This is a genomic window from Streptomyces sp. NBC_01454 (assembly GCF_036227565.1).
GTDB lineage: Bacteria > Actinomycetota > Actinomycetes > Streptomycetales > Streptomycetaceae > Streptomyces.
The window spans coordinates 149,423-165,426 of the sequence record NZ_CP109462.1 but is presented as its reverse complement, the minus strand read 5'-3'; the positions used below and the strand labels follow the sequence as shown (position 1 = coordinate 165,426).

17 protein-coding genes are annotated in these 16,004 nt (G+C 68.9%); 11 read left to right on the top strand and 6 right to left on the bottom strand.

Translation table 11 applies throughout. From position 1 onward, the window contains the following. Positions 1–1,046: 1,046 nt before the first annotated feature. From OIU81_RS40655 to OIU81_RS40630, 6 genes are all read left to right on the top strand, one after another. Positions 1,047–1,724 (top strand): restriction endonuclease, encoded by a 678-nt coding sequence (locus OIU81_RS40655; protein WP_329155938.1) that lies wholly within the window; start codon positions 1,047–1,049, stop codon positions 1,722–1,724. Positions 1,725–1,765: 41 nt separating this feature from the next. Beyond that, positions 1,766–2,512: a restriction endonuclease gene (locus tag OIU81_RS40650; protein ID WP_329155936.1), complete on the top strand. Its 747-nt coding sequence runs from the start codon at positions 1,766–1,768 to the stop codon at positions 2,510–2,512. A 210-nt stretch (positions 2,513–2,722) separates the two neighbouring features. Next, on the top strand, positions 2,723–3,148 hold the full coding sequence (locus tag OIU81_RS40645) for a phosphotransferase family protein (RefSeq protein WP_329156302.1): 426 nt from the start codon (positions 2,723–2,725) through the stop codon (positions 3,146–3,148). Beyond that, a complete protein-coding gene (locus OIU81_RS40640) occupies positions 3,145–3,654 on the top strand; it encodes an NUDIX hydrolase (RefSeq protein ID WP_329155934.1) in 510 nt (169 codons plus the stop codon). The genes OIU81_RS40645 and OIU81_RS40640 overlap by 4 nt, the downstream gene beginning before the upstream one ends. Before the next feature lie 520 nt (positions 3,655–4,174). Beyond that, positions 4,175–4,651 (top strand): hypothetical protein, encoded by a 477-nt coding sequence (locus OIU81_RS40635; RefSeq protein ID WP_329155932.1) that lies wholly within the window; start codon positions 4,175–4,177, stop codon positions 4,649–4,651. Between the two features lie 92 nt (positions 4,652–4,743). Beyond that, positions 4,744–5,907, top strand: coding sequence for a glycosyltransferase family 4 protein (locus OIU81_RS40630; protein ID WP_329155930.1), 1,164 nt, complete (start codon positions 4,744–4,746; stop codon positions 5,905–5,907). Positions 5,908–6,343: 436 nt separating this feature from the next. Here the strand turns inward: OIU81_RS40630 and OIU81_RS40625 are convergent, their stop codons facing one another. Further along, entirely contained in the window at positions 6,344–7,153 is an 810-nt protein-coding gene (locus tag OIU81_RS40625) for a methyltransferase domain-containing protein (protein ID WP_329155928.1), read from the bottom strand. A 60-nt stretch (positions 7,154–7,213) separates the two neighbouring features. Between OIU81_RS40625 and OIU81_RS40620 the strand changes: the two genes are divergently transcribed. After that, complete coding sequence (locus OIU81_RS40620; RefSeq protein ID WP_329155927.1) at positions 7,214–7,402, top strand: hypothetical protein; 189 nt, start codon at positions 7,214–7,216, stop codon at positions 7,400–7,402. Between the two features lie 597 nt (positions 7,403–7,999). Here the strand turns inward: OIU81_RS40620 and OIU81_RS40615 are convergent. Together OIU81_RS40615 and OIU81_RS40610 are read right to left on the bottom strand one after the other, a co-directional pair. After that, the gene (locus tag OIU81_RS40615; RefSeq protein ID WP_329156301.1) at positions 8,000–8,287 is read right to left on the bottom strand and encodes a hypothetical protein; all 288 of its coding nucleotides are present in this window, start codon (positions 8,285–8,287) and stop codon (positions 8,000–8,002) included. Positions 8,288–8,382: 95 nt separating this feature from the next. Next, the gene (locus OIU81_RS40610; RefSeq protein ID WP_329155925.1) at positions 8,383–10,089 is read right to left on the bottom strand and encodes a hypothetical protein; all 1,707 of its coding nucleotides are present in this window, start codon (positions 10,087–10,089) and stop codon (positions 8,383–8,385) included. A 391-nt stretch (positions 10,090–10,480) separates the two neighbouring features. On the opposite strand from OIU81_RS40610, the gene OIU81_RS40605 reads away from it, so the two are divergent. Genes OIU81_RS40605 through OIU81_RS40595 form a run of 3 tightly spaced genes read left to right on the top strand, consistent with a single transcriptional unit; the run spans position 10,481 to position 13,312 of the window. Continuing rightward, the gene (locus tag OIU81_RS40605) at positions 10,481–11,389 is read left to right on the top strand and encodes a PhzF family phenazine biosynthesis protein (RefSeq protein ID WP_329155923.1); all 909 of its coding nucleotides are present in this window, start codon (positions 10,481–10,483) and stop codon (positions 11,387–11,389) included. 16 nt (positions 11,390–11,405) lie between these two features. Next, positions 11,406–12,131: a hypothetical protein gene (locus OIU81_RS40600; protein WP_329155922.1), complete on the top strand. Its 726-nt coding sequence runs from the start codon at positions 11,406–11,408 to the stop codon at positions 12,129–12,131. 35 nt (positions 12,132–12,166) lie between these two features. After that, positions 12,167–13,312: a hypothetical protein gene (locus tag OIU81_RS40595; protein ID WP_329155920.1), complete on the top strand. Its 1,146-nt coding sequence runs from the start codon at positions 12,167–12,169 to the stop codon at positions 13,310–13,312. Here the strand turns inward: OIU81_RS40595 and OIU81_RS42640 are convergent. Together OIU81_RS42640 and OIU81_RS40590 are read right to left on the bottom strand one after the other, a co-directional pair. Beyond that, a complete protein-coding gene (locus OIU81_RS42640; RefSeq protein WP_443074189.1) occupies positions 13,246–13,749 on the bottom strand; it encodes a hypothetical protein in 504 nt (167 codons plus the stop codon). The two genes, OIU81_RS40595 and OIU81_RS42640, sit on opposite strands and share 67 nt — an antisense overlap. Beyond that, on the bottom strand, positions 13,667–14,407 hold the full coding sequence (locus OIU81_RS40590; RefSeq protein WP_329155918.1) for a coenzyme F420-0:L-glutamate ligase: 741 nt from the start codon (positions 14,405–14,407) through the stop codon (positions 13,667–13,669). The genes OIU81_RS42640 and OIU81_RS40590 overlap by 83 nt, the downstream gene beginning before the upstream one ends. A gap of 20 nt (positions 14,408–14,427) precedes the next feature. Here OIU81_RS40590 and OIU81_RS40585 point away from each other — a divergent pair, with 20 nt between their 5' ends. Beyond that, positions 14,428–14,727, top strand: coding sequence for a hypothetical protein (locus OIU81_RS40585; protein WP_329155916.1), 300 nt, complete (start codon positions 14,428–14,430; stop codon positions 14,725–14,727). Between the two features lie 69 nt (positions 14,728–14,796). Here the strand turns inward: OIU81_RS40585 and OIU81_RS40580 are convergent, their stop codons facing one another. Continuing rightward, positions 14,797–15,996, bottom strand: coding sequence for a methyltransferase domain-containing protein (locus OIU81_RS40580; RefSeq protein WP_329155913.1), 1,200 nt, complete (start codon positions 15,994–15,996; stop codon positions 14,797–14,799). Positions 15,997–16,004: the final 8 nt, after the last annotated feature.

Genomic DNA, 16,004 nt, shown 5'->3' with positions numbered 1-16,004 from the left:
GCTGCCGCCGCTGGCCGTTACCTTCGCCTGCGATCGAGAGGAGGGCCCCTACGTCATTATCGCCACCCCCCATCAACTGCCCCTGGCCGACCAACGGTTGGCGGTAGATCAGATCGCGGCCCGGGTGCAGGCGGTGCCCAAGGTCAGTGAAATCCTGACCGGCCGCTACGGCGCCTCGGCCCGCGGACAATGGGCGGATACCGTCGTCGTCGCCGTCACGAACGCGGCCCCCCATCTCCCCGGAATGCCTGCCCTTCCAGAGCGTGCGGGTAGGGACCTCCGCCCTGCCAGATCTTCTTGGGGACGAAGAAGTTCTCCAACGTCGTGCTCCTGTCGTCTCGTGGGGCTCCGCTCCGGACGGTAGTGGTCGCATGCCGTGGCGCGCGGGTCGTTCACGAAACATCCGAGAGCGGAACAGTGGTACTTCTGCCGGTGCGCTGAGCCCGATTTCCGGAGGCCGAAAAGCGGTGGCCAGATCCGGTGTCGGACGTTGATCGGCACCACTCTTTACTCGCCAACTGTGCGCCGCTTTCCACGGGCATTTTCCGGCATCGACGCTGGTGAGCTCTCACCGTCCGACGGTGAATCGGCGGGACGCGATGGCACGCCTGCGAGGTATCACGGTCACACAGTGCAGGAAAACGCCAGGTCAGAGGCAGATCTCACCATGAACTCGGACTCACACGGCGGGCGTTGAAGGGCTCCTGGCTGGTTTGTCATCGATGCAGGCCAGCCGTCGTGATGATCCATCAGTTTTTGTCAGTGCCCGCTGATACACCCATATCCGGAAGGGCAGCATCATCAAGTTGCCAGGTCACAGGAGGGGAAAAGGGCATGCCGCCGGACGGATTTCACGAGGTTCGCCGCCACATCCGAAGGAATCCGCGACCCCGCGGAAAGAAGCTGGGTTTCTGGACCATCGCGGGCATCGCTGCCTTCGTCTGGCTGTGGGGACAGGTCATCGGGTTCGACACCAGCAGCAGCGGGGCCGAGACAGACAAGCCAGCCTCCCCCTCGCCGTCGGTGTCCGCCTCCTCGAGCCGGTGATGGGCGGCATCCGACTGCGCGCGCCGCGCGGTCGCCGCGAACAGGTGGCAGCGGGCATCGTCGCGCTGGCGGTGGCCACCATGCTGGTTCAGGCTGCCACGGGGCTGTGGCACACGATCGTGCGCGAGTGGCCACTCGCGGTCGCCGCGGCCGTGGCGGCCTTGCTGGCTGCCGTCGGATGGCAGATCAGGAGGACTCGTCAGCGGCGGGCCCAGGCCGCGCTCCTCGCGGTTCTCCGCCTCCCTCTGGTGCGGATCGACGCTCTCAGCGATACGGATTTCGAATTCGCACTCCGGGATCTGCTCATCCGTGACGGCTGGTCCGCGCAGCAGGTCGGACAGGCCGGCGATCAGGCCGCCGACGTCATCGGCCGGCATACCCAGCGGGGGCGGATCGTGCTGCAGGCCAAGCACACCACCGTCGGCGGGAAGGTCGACTCCAAGGTGATGTACCAGGTCAAGGGGACTGCCAGGCCCGTCCACAAGGCCGATGTCGCGGTCGTGGTCACCAACGGCGGCTTCACCCGCGACGCCAAGGCATGGGGCGAGCGGCACCAGATCCACTGGGTCGACCGCGAGCGGCTGCGGCAGTGGGCCGAGGACGGAGTCCCGCTGCACACCCTGTTGCGCCTGCCCGCCCGCAGACCACGCAAGACGACGGTTCGACGAGCTGCATAGCGCGGGCCACCGAGCGACTCCGACAGGGCAGGGAAGAGGGAATGGTGTTCGACGAGGACGGGTCACTGGACCCTGTACTGAAGGGCATCCTCTGGCTGATCCTCGGCATAGCCATCGCCAAGGTCGCCTGGACGTGGCTCAAGGAGGATGCGTGGCCCTGGGTTCGCGATGACGTCGGGGGCTGGTTCAGGGACGACGTGTGGGGATGGCTCATGGGGCACCCCTGGTGGTTCGCGCTGATCATCCTGGGCACGCTCGTGCTGCTGTGCTTCGTGGTCTTCTCTGACCGGGGCGGCTACGTCGCCTACAGCGACGCACCCGACGACAGCGCGAACGAGAGCAGCGATAGCGAGCCCGGGAGTACCGCGCCGAAGGTCTTGACCTTCCGGATGAAGCAGCTCGCCGCGATGAGCGCGAACGGCTTCGAGCAGGCATGCGCCGACCTGCTGGCCCGGGACGGGTTCGTGCGCCCCCGCCGGGTCGGCGGATCCGGAGACTTGGGTGCGGACGTCCTGGCCTGGGACCCGGACGACCACAAAGTCGTTGTGCAGTGCAAGCAATACAGCGCCCCGGTCGGATCGGGAGCGCTGCAGAAGTTCAACGGCACCGCGGTTCCCGAACACCACGCGGACATCGCCGTCATCGTGGCACTCAACGGTTTCACCAGGCCCGCAGTTGACTTTGCCCAGCGGCACGGCATCGTCCTCATCGGACGGCCGGAGCTCAAGCGCTGGGCGCACGGCGAACATCTGTACACAGTCGTCGAGGAGCAGCGCTCTCCCGCATAGTGCTGCGAGTTCGGGCAGCGGTGCTGAGCGGGGGCTTGCGGCAATGTGCGCACGGGAGTCGGCCGAACCCGGACTGCTGGGACCGGCCGCGCGATGATCCAGCAGCCGATGCTGCCCGCGGCGAGGCGGGCATCGGGGACCGCGTCGGCGTCGAACACCGCAACGTAGTCGTCCGCGCCCCGGCAGCTTTCCGACTTCCTCGACGCCCTCATCCGGCACCGCCTGATTCCCACCGCTCTCGCCGAGGCGGCCCGCCGACGAGGTTTGCTGCTGGCCGAACAGCTCCGCGAACTGCAGTGCGTGAATACCCATCAGGACATCCACCCCGATAACATCCTCATCCGTCCCGGCGGCAAGATCGCCCTGCTCGACTTCGACCACGCCACCACCGCGGAATACGCCAGCGACTTCGTCAAACCCGACCGCTGGTGCCTGCCCTCCGCCGACGACCGGCAACGGATGCTGGACGCCTACTGGCAGCAACGCGGACAACCGGCCGACCCGTTGTTCGAGCAGCACCTCGCCTTTCACCGCCTGGTCATCACCCTGTCGTACTTCCTGTACTGGCACGGCCGTGACCCCACCCAGCTCCCCGGGTGCACCGCGGCCCTGCGAACCGAACTGGAGCGAACATGACCACCAACGAAACCGCCACCGCCGTCTCGGCTCCCGCACCCGTCACCGGGCCCGGCGTCCAGGTCGTCGCCGCACTGCTGCGCCGCGGCGAGCACATCGTCCTGGTCCAGGAACAGCGCGACGGCCAGGAGATGTGGTCCATCCCCGGCGGCGGCGTCGAGCGCGGCGAACTCCTCACCGAGGCCCTTATCCGCGAGGTCAAGGAAGAGACGGGTCTGAACCTGACGGCGGTGGGCCCGCTGGCCTACCTGGTCAACACCACGACCGACCGGTACCCCTCCACCGTCGTGCTGACCTTCGACTGCGCCGAGTGGGACGGCGAGATCGCCGTGCACGACCCGGACGGCAAAGTCACCGGCGCGGTCCTGCTGCCGCTGGACCAGGCCAGGGCCGTCCTGGCGTCTTCCACCGCGACCCGGCCCGAGATCGAACCCCTGCTGGACTACCTCGACCACCTCAGCGCCGGCCGCGTGTGGTCCTACCGGGACGACCTGCCCATCGAATGACCGCGCTCCCGGGGCCCCGGGAGCTGGGAGAGGACCTATGACGCTCACCCGTGACCTCGACTCGACCACGGCCGCGCTCGACCCGCTCGGCGCCGACGCGGTTATGAGGGCCCTGCCCCAGGCCAACATCGCGGCCGACACCGCCTGGCTGCGTAGCCAGGGACGCTTCAACACCTGCTGGCACGTGGCCGATGCCGAGTTCGGGCGGGAGCGGTCGATGGATTTCAGACATATCGGTCCTTTGGTATTGGTAGTCCTGCCCTGGTCTTCCCTGATCCGCAAACGTTCACCGGGCCGGGCGCGGGGGTCAAGGGGGTTGGGCGAATCGCACCGAACGACGCTGAGGCAGCAGCCAGCTAACCATCTACGCCACCATGGTCCGCCCGCTGCGCTGACTCACGCACCACCTCATCAGGTGACACGGCCACGGCGCACGCCAGCCCTGACTCTCCGCCGTCTTGTCTCAGACGGCCACGGGCGTATAGGAGTTGGCCTTCACCACGATCTCGAAGGATGCCGCATGATGACGATCAACGAGCAGTCGCGGACATGGCAGGGCGAGGGCGGCCCCGCCGAGTGGACGCGGGCGTGGGAACGTACCCGCGAGCTGATCAACACCCGTGCCAACCGCTTCAGCGACAGAGACAGCGACGCCTCGCAGGAGGACGGGATCTCTGCGCTCGCAACAGCCGTATACATCGCGGCCCGGGAGCAGCGCATCGAACCTGCCGCTGTGGCCCGGCAGGCGGTCGACGATCTGATTCGCCGGCGTTCCGGGGAGACCGATCTCGACATCGTCCGGCGGTGGGAGGCTCACCTGGAGAACCTGGGGCATGACATCGAGGACAAGTCCGACCCAGTCTCTGTCCGCTGGCAGCGCCTGCGCTACGAGCACGACCCCGACGAACGGAACTGGGACGACTCCCTTGCCCGTCACGGATATGGCCTCACCGCCATCCAGTACGTCCTCGGCGACCACGTGGCCCTGGTCTTCTGAAGCCGTTGTGCTCGAAGCCGAAAACAACACGCTCTGGTTGAGCCTCACCGAACGGGGCGCGGTGCGCTCCCGACTATCAGGGGAACCGCTGCATGATCACTTCTGTTCGATTCGTCGTGCCAGTCGGCATCAGGGATGAGAGCCGCCCGAGCGGCGGAAACGTCTACGACCTCGAACTGCACCAGGCACTGTCGGAGCTCGGATGGACATCTCGCCTGCTGCCCGTGGAGGGCACCTGGCCACGTCCGAGCGACGAGGACCGCCGCAGGCTGGCCGACACCCTGGACATCCTGCCCAGCGGCTCAACTGTGCTGCTCGATGGCCTGGTCGCGTGCGGCGTCCCCGAAATCATGGAAGCCGCTTCAAAGCGGCTTCGTCTGGTGATCCTCGTGCACCTACCCCTCGCCGACGAGACGGGCCTGGACCCAGTGGTGGCCCGGGAACTGGATACGGCCGAGCGTCGGTCCCTTCAGTGCGTGTCCGCAGTCATCGCCACCAGCGCCCACACTGCCGCCAAGATCGCCTCCCACCACAACCTGCCCGCGAACACGGTGCACGCTGCGGTGCCTGGCGTTCATGAGGAGTCCGAGGCGGCCCTCGGCTACGGCGGCGACTTGCTGTGTGTCGCCTCCCTCACGCCGCGCAAGGGACATCCGACGATCATCACGGCCCTGTCGGGCCTTACGGACCTGACCTGGCACCTGCGGCTCGCCGGCAGCCTTGAGCAGGACCCCACTCATGTCGCCCGCCTCCGTCACATGATTGACGAGGCCGGTATCGCCGACCGGATCTCACTGGTCGGCACCCTAGTTGGCGCCGAGCTGGACGCCGCGTACCGCACGACCGACCTCCTGGTCCTGCCCAGCCATGAGGAAACGTACGGCATGGTCCTCACGGAATCCTTGGCGCGGGCAGTGCCGGTGTATGCCTCGGCCGTCGGAGGCGTGCCCGAGGCCGTAGGCAAGACGTCCGGCGGCTACCCGGGCCGGCTCCTCCCTCCAGGGGACAGCGCCGCCTGGGCTGGCGCTCTCCGCGAGTGGCTCGGTGACGCTGACCTACGCGACCGGCTGAAGGCTCGGGCCCAGAGGCGCCGGCCCACCCTACCTACCTGGCGATCGACGGCAATGACCGTGGTGGGAGCCCTGTCCGATCGGCCCGCAGACATCTCCGGGCGCGGGCCCCGGCCGACAGTCTTCACCGCACCGTACCCGTGGCCGCCGGTCGACGTGGCCATCAACAAAGGCAGCGGATCTTGACGTTGATCTGCTGCACGTCACACACATGTCTCTTGTTTCAGCCTCACCAAACGAGACGCGGTGCGCCCCCGGCTATTCGGGGAGTTCCGATACCCGACTGCACCATTAGCTCAGGACAGTGATACGCCCGAACTGGCCGCACGATCAGACCAGTTCGCCTCGGAGATCGGCAAGAGCATCCGTCCGGGCATCCGCACTTCGGCCACCGTATCGGCCCTGTGGCTGGTGTGGGAGCGGCAGGAACCCGACCGCAACACACGTACTCCTTCGAGCGCAAGCACCGCCTCCGCCGGGGGCGCGGCTAGCACTATGCGCCGCGGCGCTCGCCCCGCCGGGCTGAGCGCGGCGGCGCAACGGGACCACATCCGGGACCGATCCGGGGGTGATCGGTCGTCGAACGGACTGGACCGGCCCGTATGGCGCCACCCGCTGGCCATCAGCCTGGCAAGGGCAGCGTGCCCGCAGTCAGGAAGAACGTGACGGCGTATGTAAAGCGACCCGCGCGCACGGCATCGTCGAACTGGGCCACGAACCGGTCCGCGTCCATGAGGTCGAGGTAGCCCCGGGCTGCGGCGGTGTGCGCCCAGGTACGCAGGCCCATGACATTGTCGGCCGCCGACGGGTCGCGCACTACCAGAGTCCGGGCTTCCACCGTGATGTCGTGGAGGCCGCGGGCAGCGAGCAGTCCGGCGTGCTGGTGGGCCAGCGAACCGTTGCGCAGCGCCGCATCGACCCGGAAGCGCAGCACCCGGCGGGCAAGCTCCTGGTCGTCGATGTCTAGTACCTGGGTGTCGTAGTCCGGGTCTGCCAAGACGACCCGGCCGCCGGGGCGGACCACCCGCAGCAACTCGTCCAACACCCGGGCCGGTTCGGCGACGTGCTGCAGGACCCGGTCGGCCCAGGCGCCGTCAAACCGACCCGCTGCGAACGGCAGCCTGTGCCCGTCCGCGACAGCGGCGTACGGCAGTCCTCGGTCCCGTGCCTGCGCGATCATCGTCAAGGAGCTGTCGACCGCGACGACCTCGGCCCCACAACGCGAGCGCAGGGCCACGGCGGCGCCCCCGGTACCCGCTCCGACCTCAAGGAACAGTCCGCCAGCCTGGGCACGCAGGAACTCTTGCAAGCGCTCCTTGTAAGCAGCGTAGAACGGCTCCGCACTCAACCGGTCCAGGACGTGAACCCACTCGGCGGGCCGGGGCTGCGTGTCCACCGACGTGAAACCGTGAGCAACACCGTGATCGTTCATGGGAGCACGTTAGACGTGCCAACCAAGCCGTGAACCTTTCCCCTGGCAGACTTCCGCTCCATGCGGAAGATCACCACCTGGGCCGCCGTCGCCACCACGGTCACCGTCGCAGCCGTGCTGTGCTGGACGGTCGGCCTGCTGAAGACCAGTGTCGTCTTCGGCGGCCTCTTCCCCAGAGCGGAAGAAGGTGCTCGACATGTTGTGAACGAGACACCCTGGACGGCCTGTGGCAAGCGATGGCGCCATTGACCATGGCACAGCCCCGTGGAGCACAGGGCCTTTGGGGCCGTTGCCGATCCACCCGGACCCCCTCGACTGCCAGAAGACAGGGCCGGAACTCGCCACCTACCGCCGGTGATCTCCATGCCGTCTGGACGTCGACTACCCAGGCGATGGCGCCTTGTAGTGGTGGAACCGAAGTACCCGGCCGTCGCTGTGCGACAGGCCCCAACGATTACGGAATGCTGTCCTTATGCGGGATCTTGAGCGACAACTTGTGAACGTGGCGGAGCTCCTGGACGACGTCGAGTCGCTGCCGCCGCTGGCCGTTACCTTCGCCTGCGATCGAGAGGAGGGCCCCTACGTCATTATCGCCACCCCCCATCAACTGCCCCTGGCCGAGCAACGGTTGGCGGTAGATCAGATCACGCCGCGCAAGGCGTGCTGGAGGGCTTGGTACCCGACACGGACTCCCGCGTGCACCGGCCGGGTCGTCGGTATCGGGCGCTGCTGCCCACCGGTCACTCGTTGTCCGTCAGCATCGATCACATCCGGTAGCGACACGGTCTACCAATCACGCTCGCTGGCAGGCGTGGGGATCTGGCCGCCGGCGTTTTCGACGTCGAATCAGCCGTCTGTCCCTGGCAGGGTGATGTGGCCGACCAGTTCGTACCACTGCTCGATCGTCACGACGAGCGTCTGCTCGCGGTGCGAGGACATGCACAGGAAGACCTCTTCACCGCCGGGCATAAGAGCGAACTCGACGTGGTCCTCGTCCCGCGTTCCCAGCGGGTAGTACCAGTCGAGGCCGCCGGCGTCCTTCACGGTGGCGACGGTGCGGACCTCCACGGCCGCGGCCAGCGCCTCCAAGGCAGCCTTCGGGATGCGCAGTTCCGCCCTCTCAGGCTCAGGCATTTCCGTCACGACGAGCACTTCCTCTCCCTGCGCCGTTCCCGACGCTTCAGGGCCGCAACCGGCGCTGTGTCCCGCCTTGCCGTGTGGCCTTCGCCTCAGGTCGCCGTCGGCGTCCCGGTCAGGAGCCAGAGCGTCGTTTCGGAGAGCACGTTCGGCTCCGGCGGCCACGGAGCCGGCAGTTTGCGTCCGGTCAGCGCTCCGGCATCCTTCAGCTCGGCACCAGGCGCGCAGATACCGGCGAGCAGCCCGGTGAAGAAACCTAGGGCGTAGGCGTGTTCGGCGTACAGGGCCTCATCGGCGGGATGGGGTTCCGTGCCGTTCTGGACCGCGGCGTAGTCGTAGTACGCCTGCGTGACCTTCACCGCGTCGAGGAGGTCGTTCCCGGTGAGGAACACGGTGAGTTTGGTGATGTCCTCGAGCATGCGGGTGGGCTCGCCGTAGTTGGAGATGAGCACGAGTTCGGCGTCTGCGGTGCCGCGTTCGCCGACTTCGTCGAGGTAGGTCAGCAGCAGGTGCACGGTGCCGTTGTCGTCGATGACCAGGCCCAGGCCGGGAGCAGGCATCGTCTCGGTCAGGTCTGCGGGAACGCGGTCGCTGGCCGTCTCCTGCAGCGGGAGTGTGGTCAGGACGCTGTGGCGCCCTCCGCTGCGCCAGGCTCCGAGCGCGGCGATCCGGGGCCCGTCCCACGAGGCCTGGTCGACCGGCGCGTCGTACATCTTTATGAGCCACCCGGATACGCGGCCGCTCGGCATCCAGCACCATGGCTGCCACTGCGAGCTGTTCTGCGCGCGCAGTTCTTCCAGTCCTTCGAAGATTCCGGGGTACCGCTGGGTGACCTGCATCTCCAGGCGGTGCCAGTGGTCGGCCGCTTCCCGGTAGATATGAGCGAACCGCCGGTGGCCGGCTTCGAGCCGGTGGTCGAGCGTCGCGTCGAAGACCCCGTGATCGGCTCTCTTCGGGGTGGCGGCGAGCTCCGGCGAAGGTTCGAAGATGTCGCTATCGCCCAACTCGCTCATCTTCTGCGCGGCGCGCTCGGTGATGCTGCGGTGTGCGGTGTCGGCTCCGCGGCCGGTGGCGACCTGGACGCCGCGCTTCTTCGCCTTCTGCTCCTTCAGCGCCTGCGTGACGGTGGCCTGCGGCCGTTCCTCGCGGAGCGTGGCGCTGTCCGCGGTGAGGGCGTACCAGGCGGCCACCACGCTGCGCAGCGGGACCGCCGAGTAGATCAGCCCGGAGGGCAGTTGCTGCAGGTGCAGGCGGGTGTCGAAGAGCGGGAGGAAGGACAGGTGGAGGTCAAAGTCCGGAAAGATCGGGATCAGACGGCCCCGGGCGGCGGCGTCCCGCTCCTGTTCATCCTCTCGCATCGGCGCCCACCAGGTCAGATGCACCCCCGGGGAGAAGCCGTCCATGGGCGGCCCCCAGGTGACCGCGACCACCGGATCCCCCGAGGGGAGATGCGTCAGCGGCTCGTCGGAGGAGAAGGCAAGCATGCCCGACGGTGCGGGCAGCACATCCGGGGTGAACGGCAGGGGAATCGACTGGTCTTGGCCTACTTCACGCGCCGCTCGCACGAGGCCGGCGTCCATCGCGAACGTCGTGCCGTCCGCGACCCGCTTGCCCTCTGCGGCGAGCAGCCCCTCGATCTGACGAGAGCGAGGCAGGGCCGACCACGCGGCCGGCATCACGAATGTGTGCCCCTGGTCGACGAGCATGCCCCAGAACTCGCGGCTCACCGGGGCACGAAGAAAGGCGAGGGTCTTGGACCGCAGGGCGGCGGCCAGGTCAGCAAGGGGATGCGCAGGCATGCCGCAACCCTAGACGGCACCTTCGCGCCCGCGGAACCTGTCCCGGGGCGGCGGTCGGCCCTGCGGCCGCGCACTACCCGGAATGTCCACGGGCACCACGATCCGGACGGTCCTGGCCAGCCGTTCACCGATGATGGGGATCACCGGCGCCTCGGTGAACAGTCCGATAGCGTAGGGGACTTCATTATCCGGGACCACGATCGTCCGCTGCACGGAAGTGGTCTCATCGCTCGCCGGTATGCGGCAGCGCGGTGTGCCGCCGCCTGCCGCCTTCGCTCTACCGGGCCGACAGCCTCCGCATCCTCCGGGTGCCGCCACTGGGCCCGGGCTCGTGTCCACATGGGGCGGAAGCGCGACGGCCCGCGCTCCTCGACCTGAACAGGGGCTTCTTGTGCGCTACGACCTCGCCGACGTGTTCACCGATACTCCGCTGGGGGGCAACCAGCTCGCCGTGTTCACCGAGCTCACGGCGGTGGACGCCACCGTGATGCAGGCCATCGCCCTGGAGATGAACCTGTCCGAGACCGTCTTCCTGCGCCCCGCCGAGGCGGGCGGCGACGTCAGGGCAAAGCTGTACTCCACGGTCTGCGAGGTGGACTTCGCGGGCCACCCGCTGCTCGGCACGGCCGCGGTCCTGGCCCAGCACCTGGTCGCCGAGGAGACCACGCTGCGCGTCGAGACGAACGTCGGCATCGTGCCGGTCACCACCCACCGCCTCAGCGAGGACCGCTACACCGCGTGGATGCGCCAACCCCTCCCGAAGATCTCACCAGTCCCGGACGAACAAGCCGCCCAACTCATCGCCGTACTCGGCCTCGAACAGAGTCTGCTGCCTGTCACCCTGTACGACGCCGGAATCCCGCACTTGTACGTGATGGCCGACTCCCCCGAGGCCGTGCGCGCCATCGTCCCCGACTTCCCCGCCCTGGGCCGCGCCGCCGGTGAGAGCCGAGCCCGCATCAACGTCTTCGCCCTCACCGGCCCCACCACCGCGGTTACCCGCATGTTCTCCCCCTACGACCGCGTCCCCGAGGATCCCGCGTGCGGATCGGCGGCCGGTCCCCTCGCCGCGCACCTCGTACGTCACCGACTCCTGGCCTCCGGCGTCCAGCTCACCCTCATCCAGGGCGAGGCCGTAAACCGGCCATCCACCTTGTACGCGCAGGCGGTGGCCGACCAAGATGACATCCAGTCGATCGACGTCGGCGGCGGAGTCTGTCTCATCGGCTCCGGTCGCCTGCGTCTTCCCGGCCCCGGTGGCAGCGCCGCCAGGCCGGCCGATCGCACCGCAGCTGCGTAACAAGGGGGAGCACGACGTGGGCAAGGGCAAGCGGCTGCGGGCGCAGCGTGTGAAGGACCAGTCCGCACGGCGGACACGGGAGCTGGCCCCGGAGCCGTCCCGGCCCGTGTCGACGGACGACATGGGCGGCGGACGGATGTCCTCGTACACCCGCCGGGAGATCAGCAAGCAGGTGTACGCGTGGATGATCCTCCTGTCGTATCTGGAGGGCGCGCTGGACGGCGCGGACGGCCTGCCCGAGAACCTGTTCGCCCCGCAGACGCCGGACGAGAGCGACGAGGACTACGCGGCACGGATCAAGACGGATCGCCTTGTGGTGGAGACCCAGGCCATGGCCGGCAGCCCGGCGGAACAGGTGGCCGAGGTCCTCTCCAGCTGGGTACCGCGCTCCCTGGTTCCCGGCGTCGTCGACCACCTCGCCGCCGAAGGCCTGCGGCAACTGGACACCGCGACCCCGGATCCCGACCAGTGGCAGGCCGGCGCCCGGCCCCTCCTCGGGATCCTGTGCCCGCCGAAGCACTGGGAGGCCGCGCTCGACCAGCTCGAAGCGCTCTCCACCAGCCGCCTCAAGATCAACGACGTCACCGCCGGGCACCTGACCGGCCAGCCCGTGGCCACCGTGCACGCGGCAGCGGCACTGGTCACCTGGCTGTACGGGCGCCCGGACATCATCGCCGACCCGGCAGCAGCCCGCCTCGAACTCGCGGAGAAAGCCGGTAAGTTCGGGGAGTTCGTCTTCTAGGCCCGCGCACCGCCCCGACCAGCAGGAGCCAGCCCATGCCCCCTCGCTCACCGGCCCCCGAACCGTGGGACGAGGCCGTACGGCGCGCCACCGACGCCACCGCGGCCGGCCGGCCCTGCGGGATGGACGAGCAGTGCTGGGACGACGTGGCGATGCGCTCCCTCGTCGCCACAGTCCTCTACGCCCTGCACCTGCGCGAGCGCCAGCCGGTCGACGCGATCGGCTGGCCGTCGGTGCTGTGGCAACTGCGCGACGACGTACGGGTCGCCGAGCTGGTCACCACCGTCCTGCCTCGCGCCGGACACGACCTGGCCCGCACTGCGGCGCCCGGCGACCCGGTGACCGAGTGCTGGCGGTGGCTGACTCGGACCTGGGACCCGAACGCCCCCGTGAAGTCGGCCTTCGTCCAGCCCGTCCTCTCGCACAGTTCCCGGGACGGCTGGGTGCCGGACGCACCGGAACCCCGGTGGGGCGGCATGAGCCGGGGCATCGGCAACGGCCTGCCCGACCCCGCCCTGGAGGTCTGCACCCACTGGGCGGCGGGCGTCGTCCAACGGCAGATGATCACCGATCGCCAAGGGCACCACACCCACGACCGGCTCAAGGTCACCGCCGGGGCGTTCGCCGGACACCGCGGGTACGTACGCGACGTCGGCTGGTACTTCGACGACAAGACCGAGACGGTCGACGGGCCGGCCGGGTACGTGGTCGACCTCGACGATGTCGAAGGAGCCGAGGACATCGACGCAGATCAGGTCGAGAGGTGCGCCGATCTGAGCTGGCCGCACCGCCCCCAAGGAACCCTCAAGGACGGCCCTCCCCCGGGGTGGAACGATCCGCTCCCGCCGGCCAAGACCTGCGAGGAGGACCTCCGGGAGCTCCTCGACCGGGCCAGCACTCCCGAGGTCGTGCCGGAACAGCTGCGCCGCGCGGTCGCCAGCGCCCACAGCCATCACCATCTCGAGCTGGACTGGCAGGCCAGCCCCGACCCGCAGCGGTTCACCTGGCGGGTCCTGCACCACTGGTATCAGCTGACCGAGCACTACGCGGACGACCAGCGAGCCGACGTGTACGAGGTCGTCGTCACCCGGCGCCTCCACAATGCCGAACCCACTCACCACCTCGCCCTCAGCGAGGACGACCTTCCCGGCCTGATCGCGCGGTGCACCACCGGGGCGTGAGCCCGACCGGCATCCCGGCCGTACGCCTCGCGCAGGGCCTGCATCATGCCGTAGAGGTCGGTGTTTTCCCCGAGGAGTGGGCTGTTGGGTGTCACGACGATGGTGTTCGCCGCGCCGATCCGCGTGATCGTTTGCGACGCCTCGTCCAGGAGCGGGACAACGGTCCGCTTGAGCGGCATGGTCAGCGAGAAGCCGCGCCAACTGCCGTCGAGGGAGCCCAGTAAGCGCGGCAGATCCTGTGGTCGGCATTCGATGGCGTGGTAGGTCCAGGCAGCCCCATCGCTGTATAGGCCGCCCGGTGCAGGGCGGGCGACAGCGCGACGTCGACGGGGGAACCGAGCAGGGCGAGCCGCGTCACGGCGCGTGGTGGAGGATCGCGGCCACTCCTTCGTCGCTGTATTCGTAGGCGATACCCCGCAGCACGGCGACGGGGGCACCGCGTCCGCGCTGTCCGAGGATCAGGCCAGCTGCTGCGGCCACCAGGTCGGTGAGGGTCTCCTCCTGCCGTTTGGTCTTCCCGTCGGGCTCGGTGTGCTCGGTGACGCGTAGCGGCGCGATGCCGGCGGCGCCGATGCTGATGACGGTGGCACCGCGTCGGTCTGCGCGTCCGTCGGAGTCGGCGATCACCACTGCGACGGTGGCGCCGCTGAATGCGGTGATTGCGTCGCGCAGCGCGCGGGCGGATGCGTCGGGGTCCTTGGGTAGCAGCCACGCGCCGTCGGGCCCGGCGCGGTCGATGCCGGCCGACGTCAGCTGATATCCGTTGTGGTGTCGGGCGATGATCGGCCCGCGCTTGCCGGCCACGAAGTGGTCGCTGGATTCCCCGAGGATCAGTTCCACGATCTCGGCGGGTTTGCCGGTGCGCGCGGACAGGTCGAGGGCTGCCGGGCCGGGGGTCACACCCGCGAGGTCGACAAACCGCCCCTCGGCGATCGAGACGACCTTCGAGGCGACAACGATCACGTCGCCGTCCTGCAACTCTGTTGCCTGGGCGGCCAGGACATCCGTGATCACGCCAGAGAGAGCATCGCCGCGGGTGATGGTGGGGAATGGTTCCAGAGCGAACGCGCGGAAGGCGCCGGTGGTGGTGCTCATGAGATGCAACTCCGGGTGGAGTGGGCGGTCAGGACCCCGAGCAGCCGGGTGTGGGCGGCGGCTGCCCCGACGGCACAGACGACGCCAGCCGACGTCTGCGCCTGATCGCCGAGGATCTCACCTTCCCCATCGCCGAGACCCTGCCCCAGGCCTTCGCCCTGCTGGAACGCATCGGCCCCGGCGCTCCTTGCGCTGCCGGACAGCGCGACGTACCGCTCCTGCTCTGGCGGGCCCCTTCCTCCGCGCCTGGCTCGCCGCCAGGGAAGACGCCGGCAACACGCTTCTCGGACCAGACCAGGGAGGACTTCCACACGGTCTGAGGTGACGTCTCGGCCGGCGGCGGCTCAACGTGTGTCATGGCTCATCCCTCTGTCGAGCTGGGGTTCTGATCACTGGGTGAGCATGCTGGTCGCGCCGATGATGGTGGACGACCAGCCCCTTCGAGAGAAGGTGGCCGCTCCGTCGGGGGTGATCGTCACCTTGGCGCCGCGAATCGGGAGGTCGCCGTCCACGGCGAGCCATGTCCGGATGCGGTCCAGCTCATCCCACAGCCGCCGGGGGCCGCCCTGGTGCACGGTCGGGGAGTCCCTGCGCCCGGTAGCTGTGGCGCGGGCCCAGGAGCCGTCGGCGTGGAGCAGGTAGACGGTGCGGGTGCCGTCGTCCGCCGTGTTCTGGCGGTGGTCGATGCCAGGCGCCAGGAGTTCGAGGGTGGAGCGTACGTCCCAGGTGTCCGGGACGTACATCAGCGGGTAGCGGCTGGTGCTGATGCTCTCGCCCTCGGCGTGCTGGGCGGTCTGCCACAGCGGCGGGTTCTCCGGGAAGGTGGCGTCGTAGTCGTCGCCGTGCCGCGCGGACATGAACCCGGCCGCCTCCGGCGCGACGTGCCCGACGGCGCCGCCGTCGGAGGTTTTGTCCGCGACGATGACCAGCCCGGTGTCGGCGATGGTGGTCACCAGCCGTCCGCCGGGGGCGAGCGCCTCCAGCCACGAGGTAGGCACGGTGGGCACGGAGACGGTGGAGATGATCCGGTCGTAGGTGCCCTCGGGCAAGTTGCCGGTCAGGTCGCAGACTTCGACGCGCGGATGGTGGCCGGCCTCGGACAGCCGTTTCCGTGCCGCCTGTACCAGGTACGGATCGACGTCCACGGTGGTGACCTGGTCCTCGCCGAGGCGGGCGCAGGCCAGGGCGGTGCCGTAGCCGCTGCCGCAGGTCAGCAGCAGGCGGGAGGTGTCGGTGATCCACGCGGCCCGGTACATCATCAGCATCAGTGCGGGCAGCGTGGAGGACGAGGTGGAACGGGCTGCTCGTCCCCGGGGGAGGGTCTGGCCCACCTCGGCGTGGTCGGCGTGGAGGGGGCCGACGCGGGTGACGAGCGTGGTATCGGCATAGACGTCCCGCAGCCACGACTCGGTGTCACTCGCGCCGTCGCGCAGCTCCCACACCTCCTCGCTGTCGCTGGCCGCGGCCTTGGTCCACCACCGTGGCACGAACACGTGCCGCGGTGTGGTGGCCAGCGGCTGATACCAGCGTGACTCGGGTCGGATCACGGTGCCGGCGGCCAGCCGTCGCGCTGCTGCTTCCCAGTCCATCGGGGACA

Coding starts and splice junctions, on each gene's coding strand:
- OIU81_RS40590 (WP_329155918.1), bottom strand. CDS start 14,407: ATGAGCACCACCACCGGCGCCTTCCGCGCGTTCGCTCTGGAACCATTC.
- OIU81_RS40610 (WP_329155925.1), bottom strand. CDS start 10,089: ATGCCTGCGCATCCCCTTGCTGACCTGGCCGCCGCCCTGCGGTCCAAG.
- OIU81_RS40620 (WP_329155927.1), top strand. CDS start 7,214: ATGCGGAAGATCACCACCTGGGCCGCCGTCGCCACCACGGTCACCGTC.
- OIU81_RS40625 (WP_329155928.1), bottom strand. CDS start 7,153: ATGAACGATCACGGTGTTGCTCACGGTTTCACGTCGGTGGACACGCAG.
- OIU81_RS40595 (WP_329155920.1), top strand. CDS start 12,167: ATGCCCCCTCGCTCACCGGCCCCCGAACCGTGGGACGAGGCCGTACGG.
- OIU81_RS40630 (WP_329155930.1), top strand. CDS start 4,744: ATGATCACTTCTGTTCGATTCGTCGTGCCAGTCGGCATCAGGGATGAG.
- OIU81_RS40640 (WP_329155934.1), top strand. CDS start 3,145: ATGACCACCAACGAAACCGCCACCGCCGTCTCGGCTCCCGCACCCGTC.
- OIU81_RS40615 (WP_329156301.1), bottom strand. CDS start 8,287: ATGCCTGAGCCTGAGAGGGCGGAACTGCGCATCCCGAAGGCTGCCTTG.
- OIU81_RS40635 (WP_329155932.1), top strand. CDS start 4,175: ATGATGACGATCAACGAGCAGTCGCGGACATGGCAGGGCGAGGGCGGC.
- OIU81_RS40655 (WP_329155938.1), top strand. CDS start 1,047: ATGGGCGGCATCCGACTGCGCGCGCCGCGCGGTCGCCGCGAACAGGTG.
- OIU81_RS40650 (WP_329155936.1), top strand. CDS start 1,766: ATGGTGTTCGACGAGGACGGGTCACTGGACCCTGTACTGAAGGGCATC.
- OIU81_RS40580 (WP_329155913.1), bottom strand. CDS start 15,996: ATGGACTGGGAAGCAGCAGCGCGACGGCTGGCCGCCGGCACCGTGATC.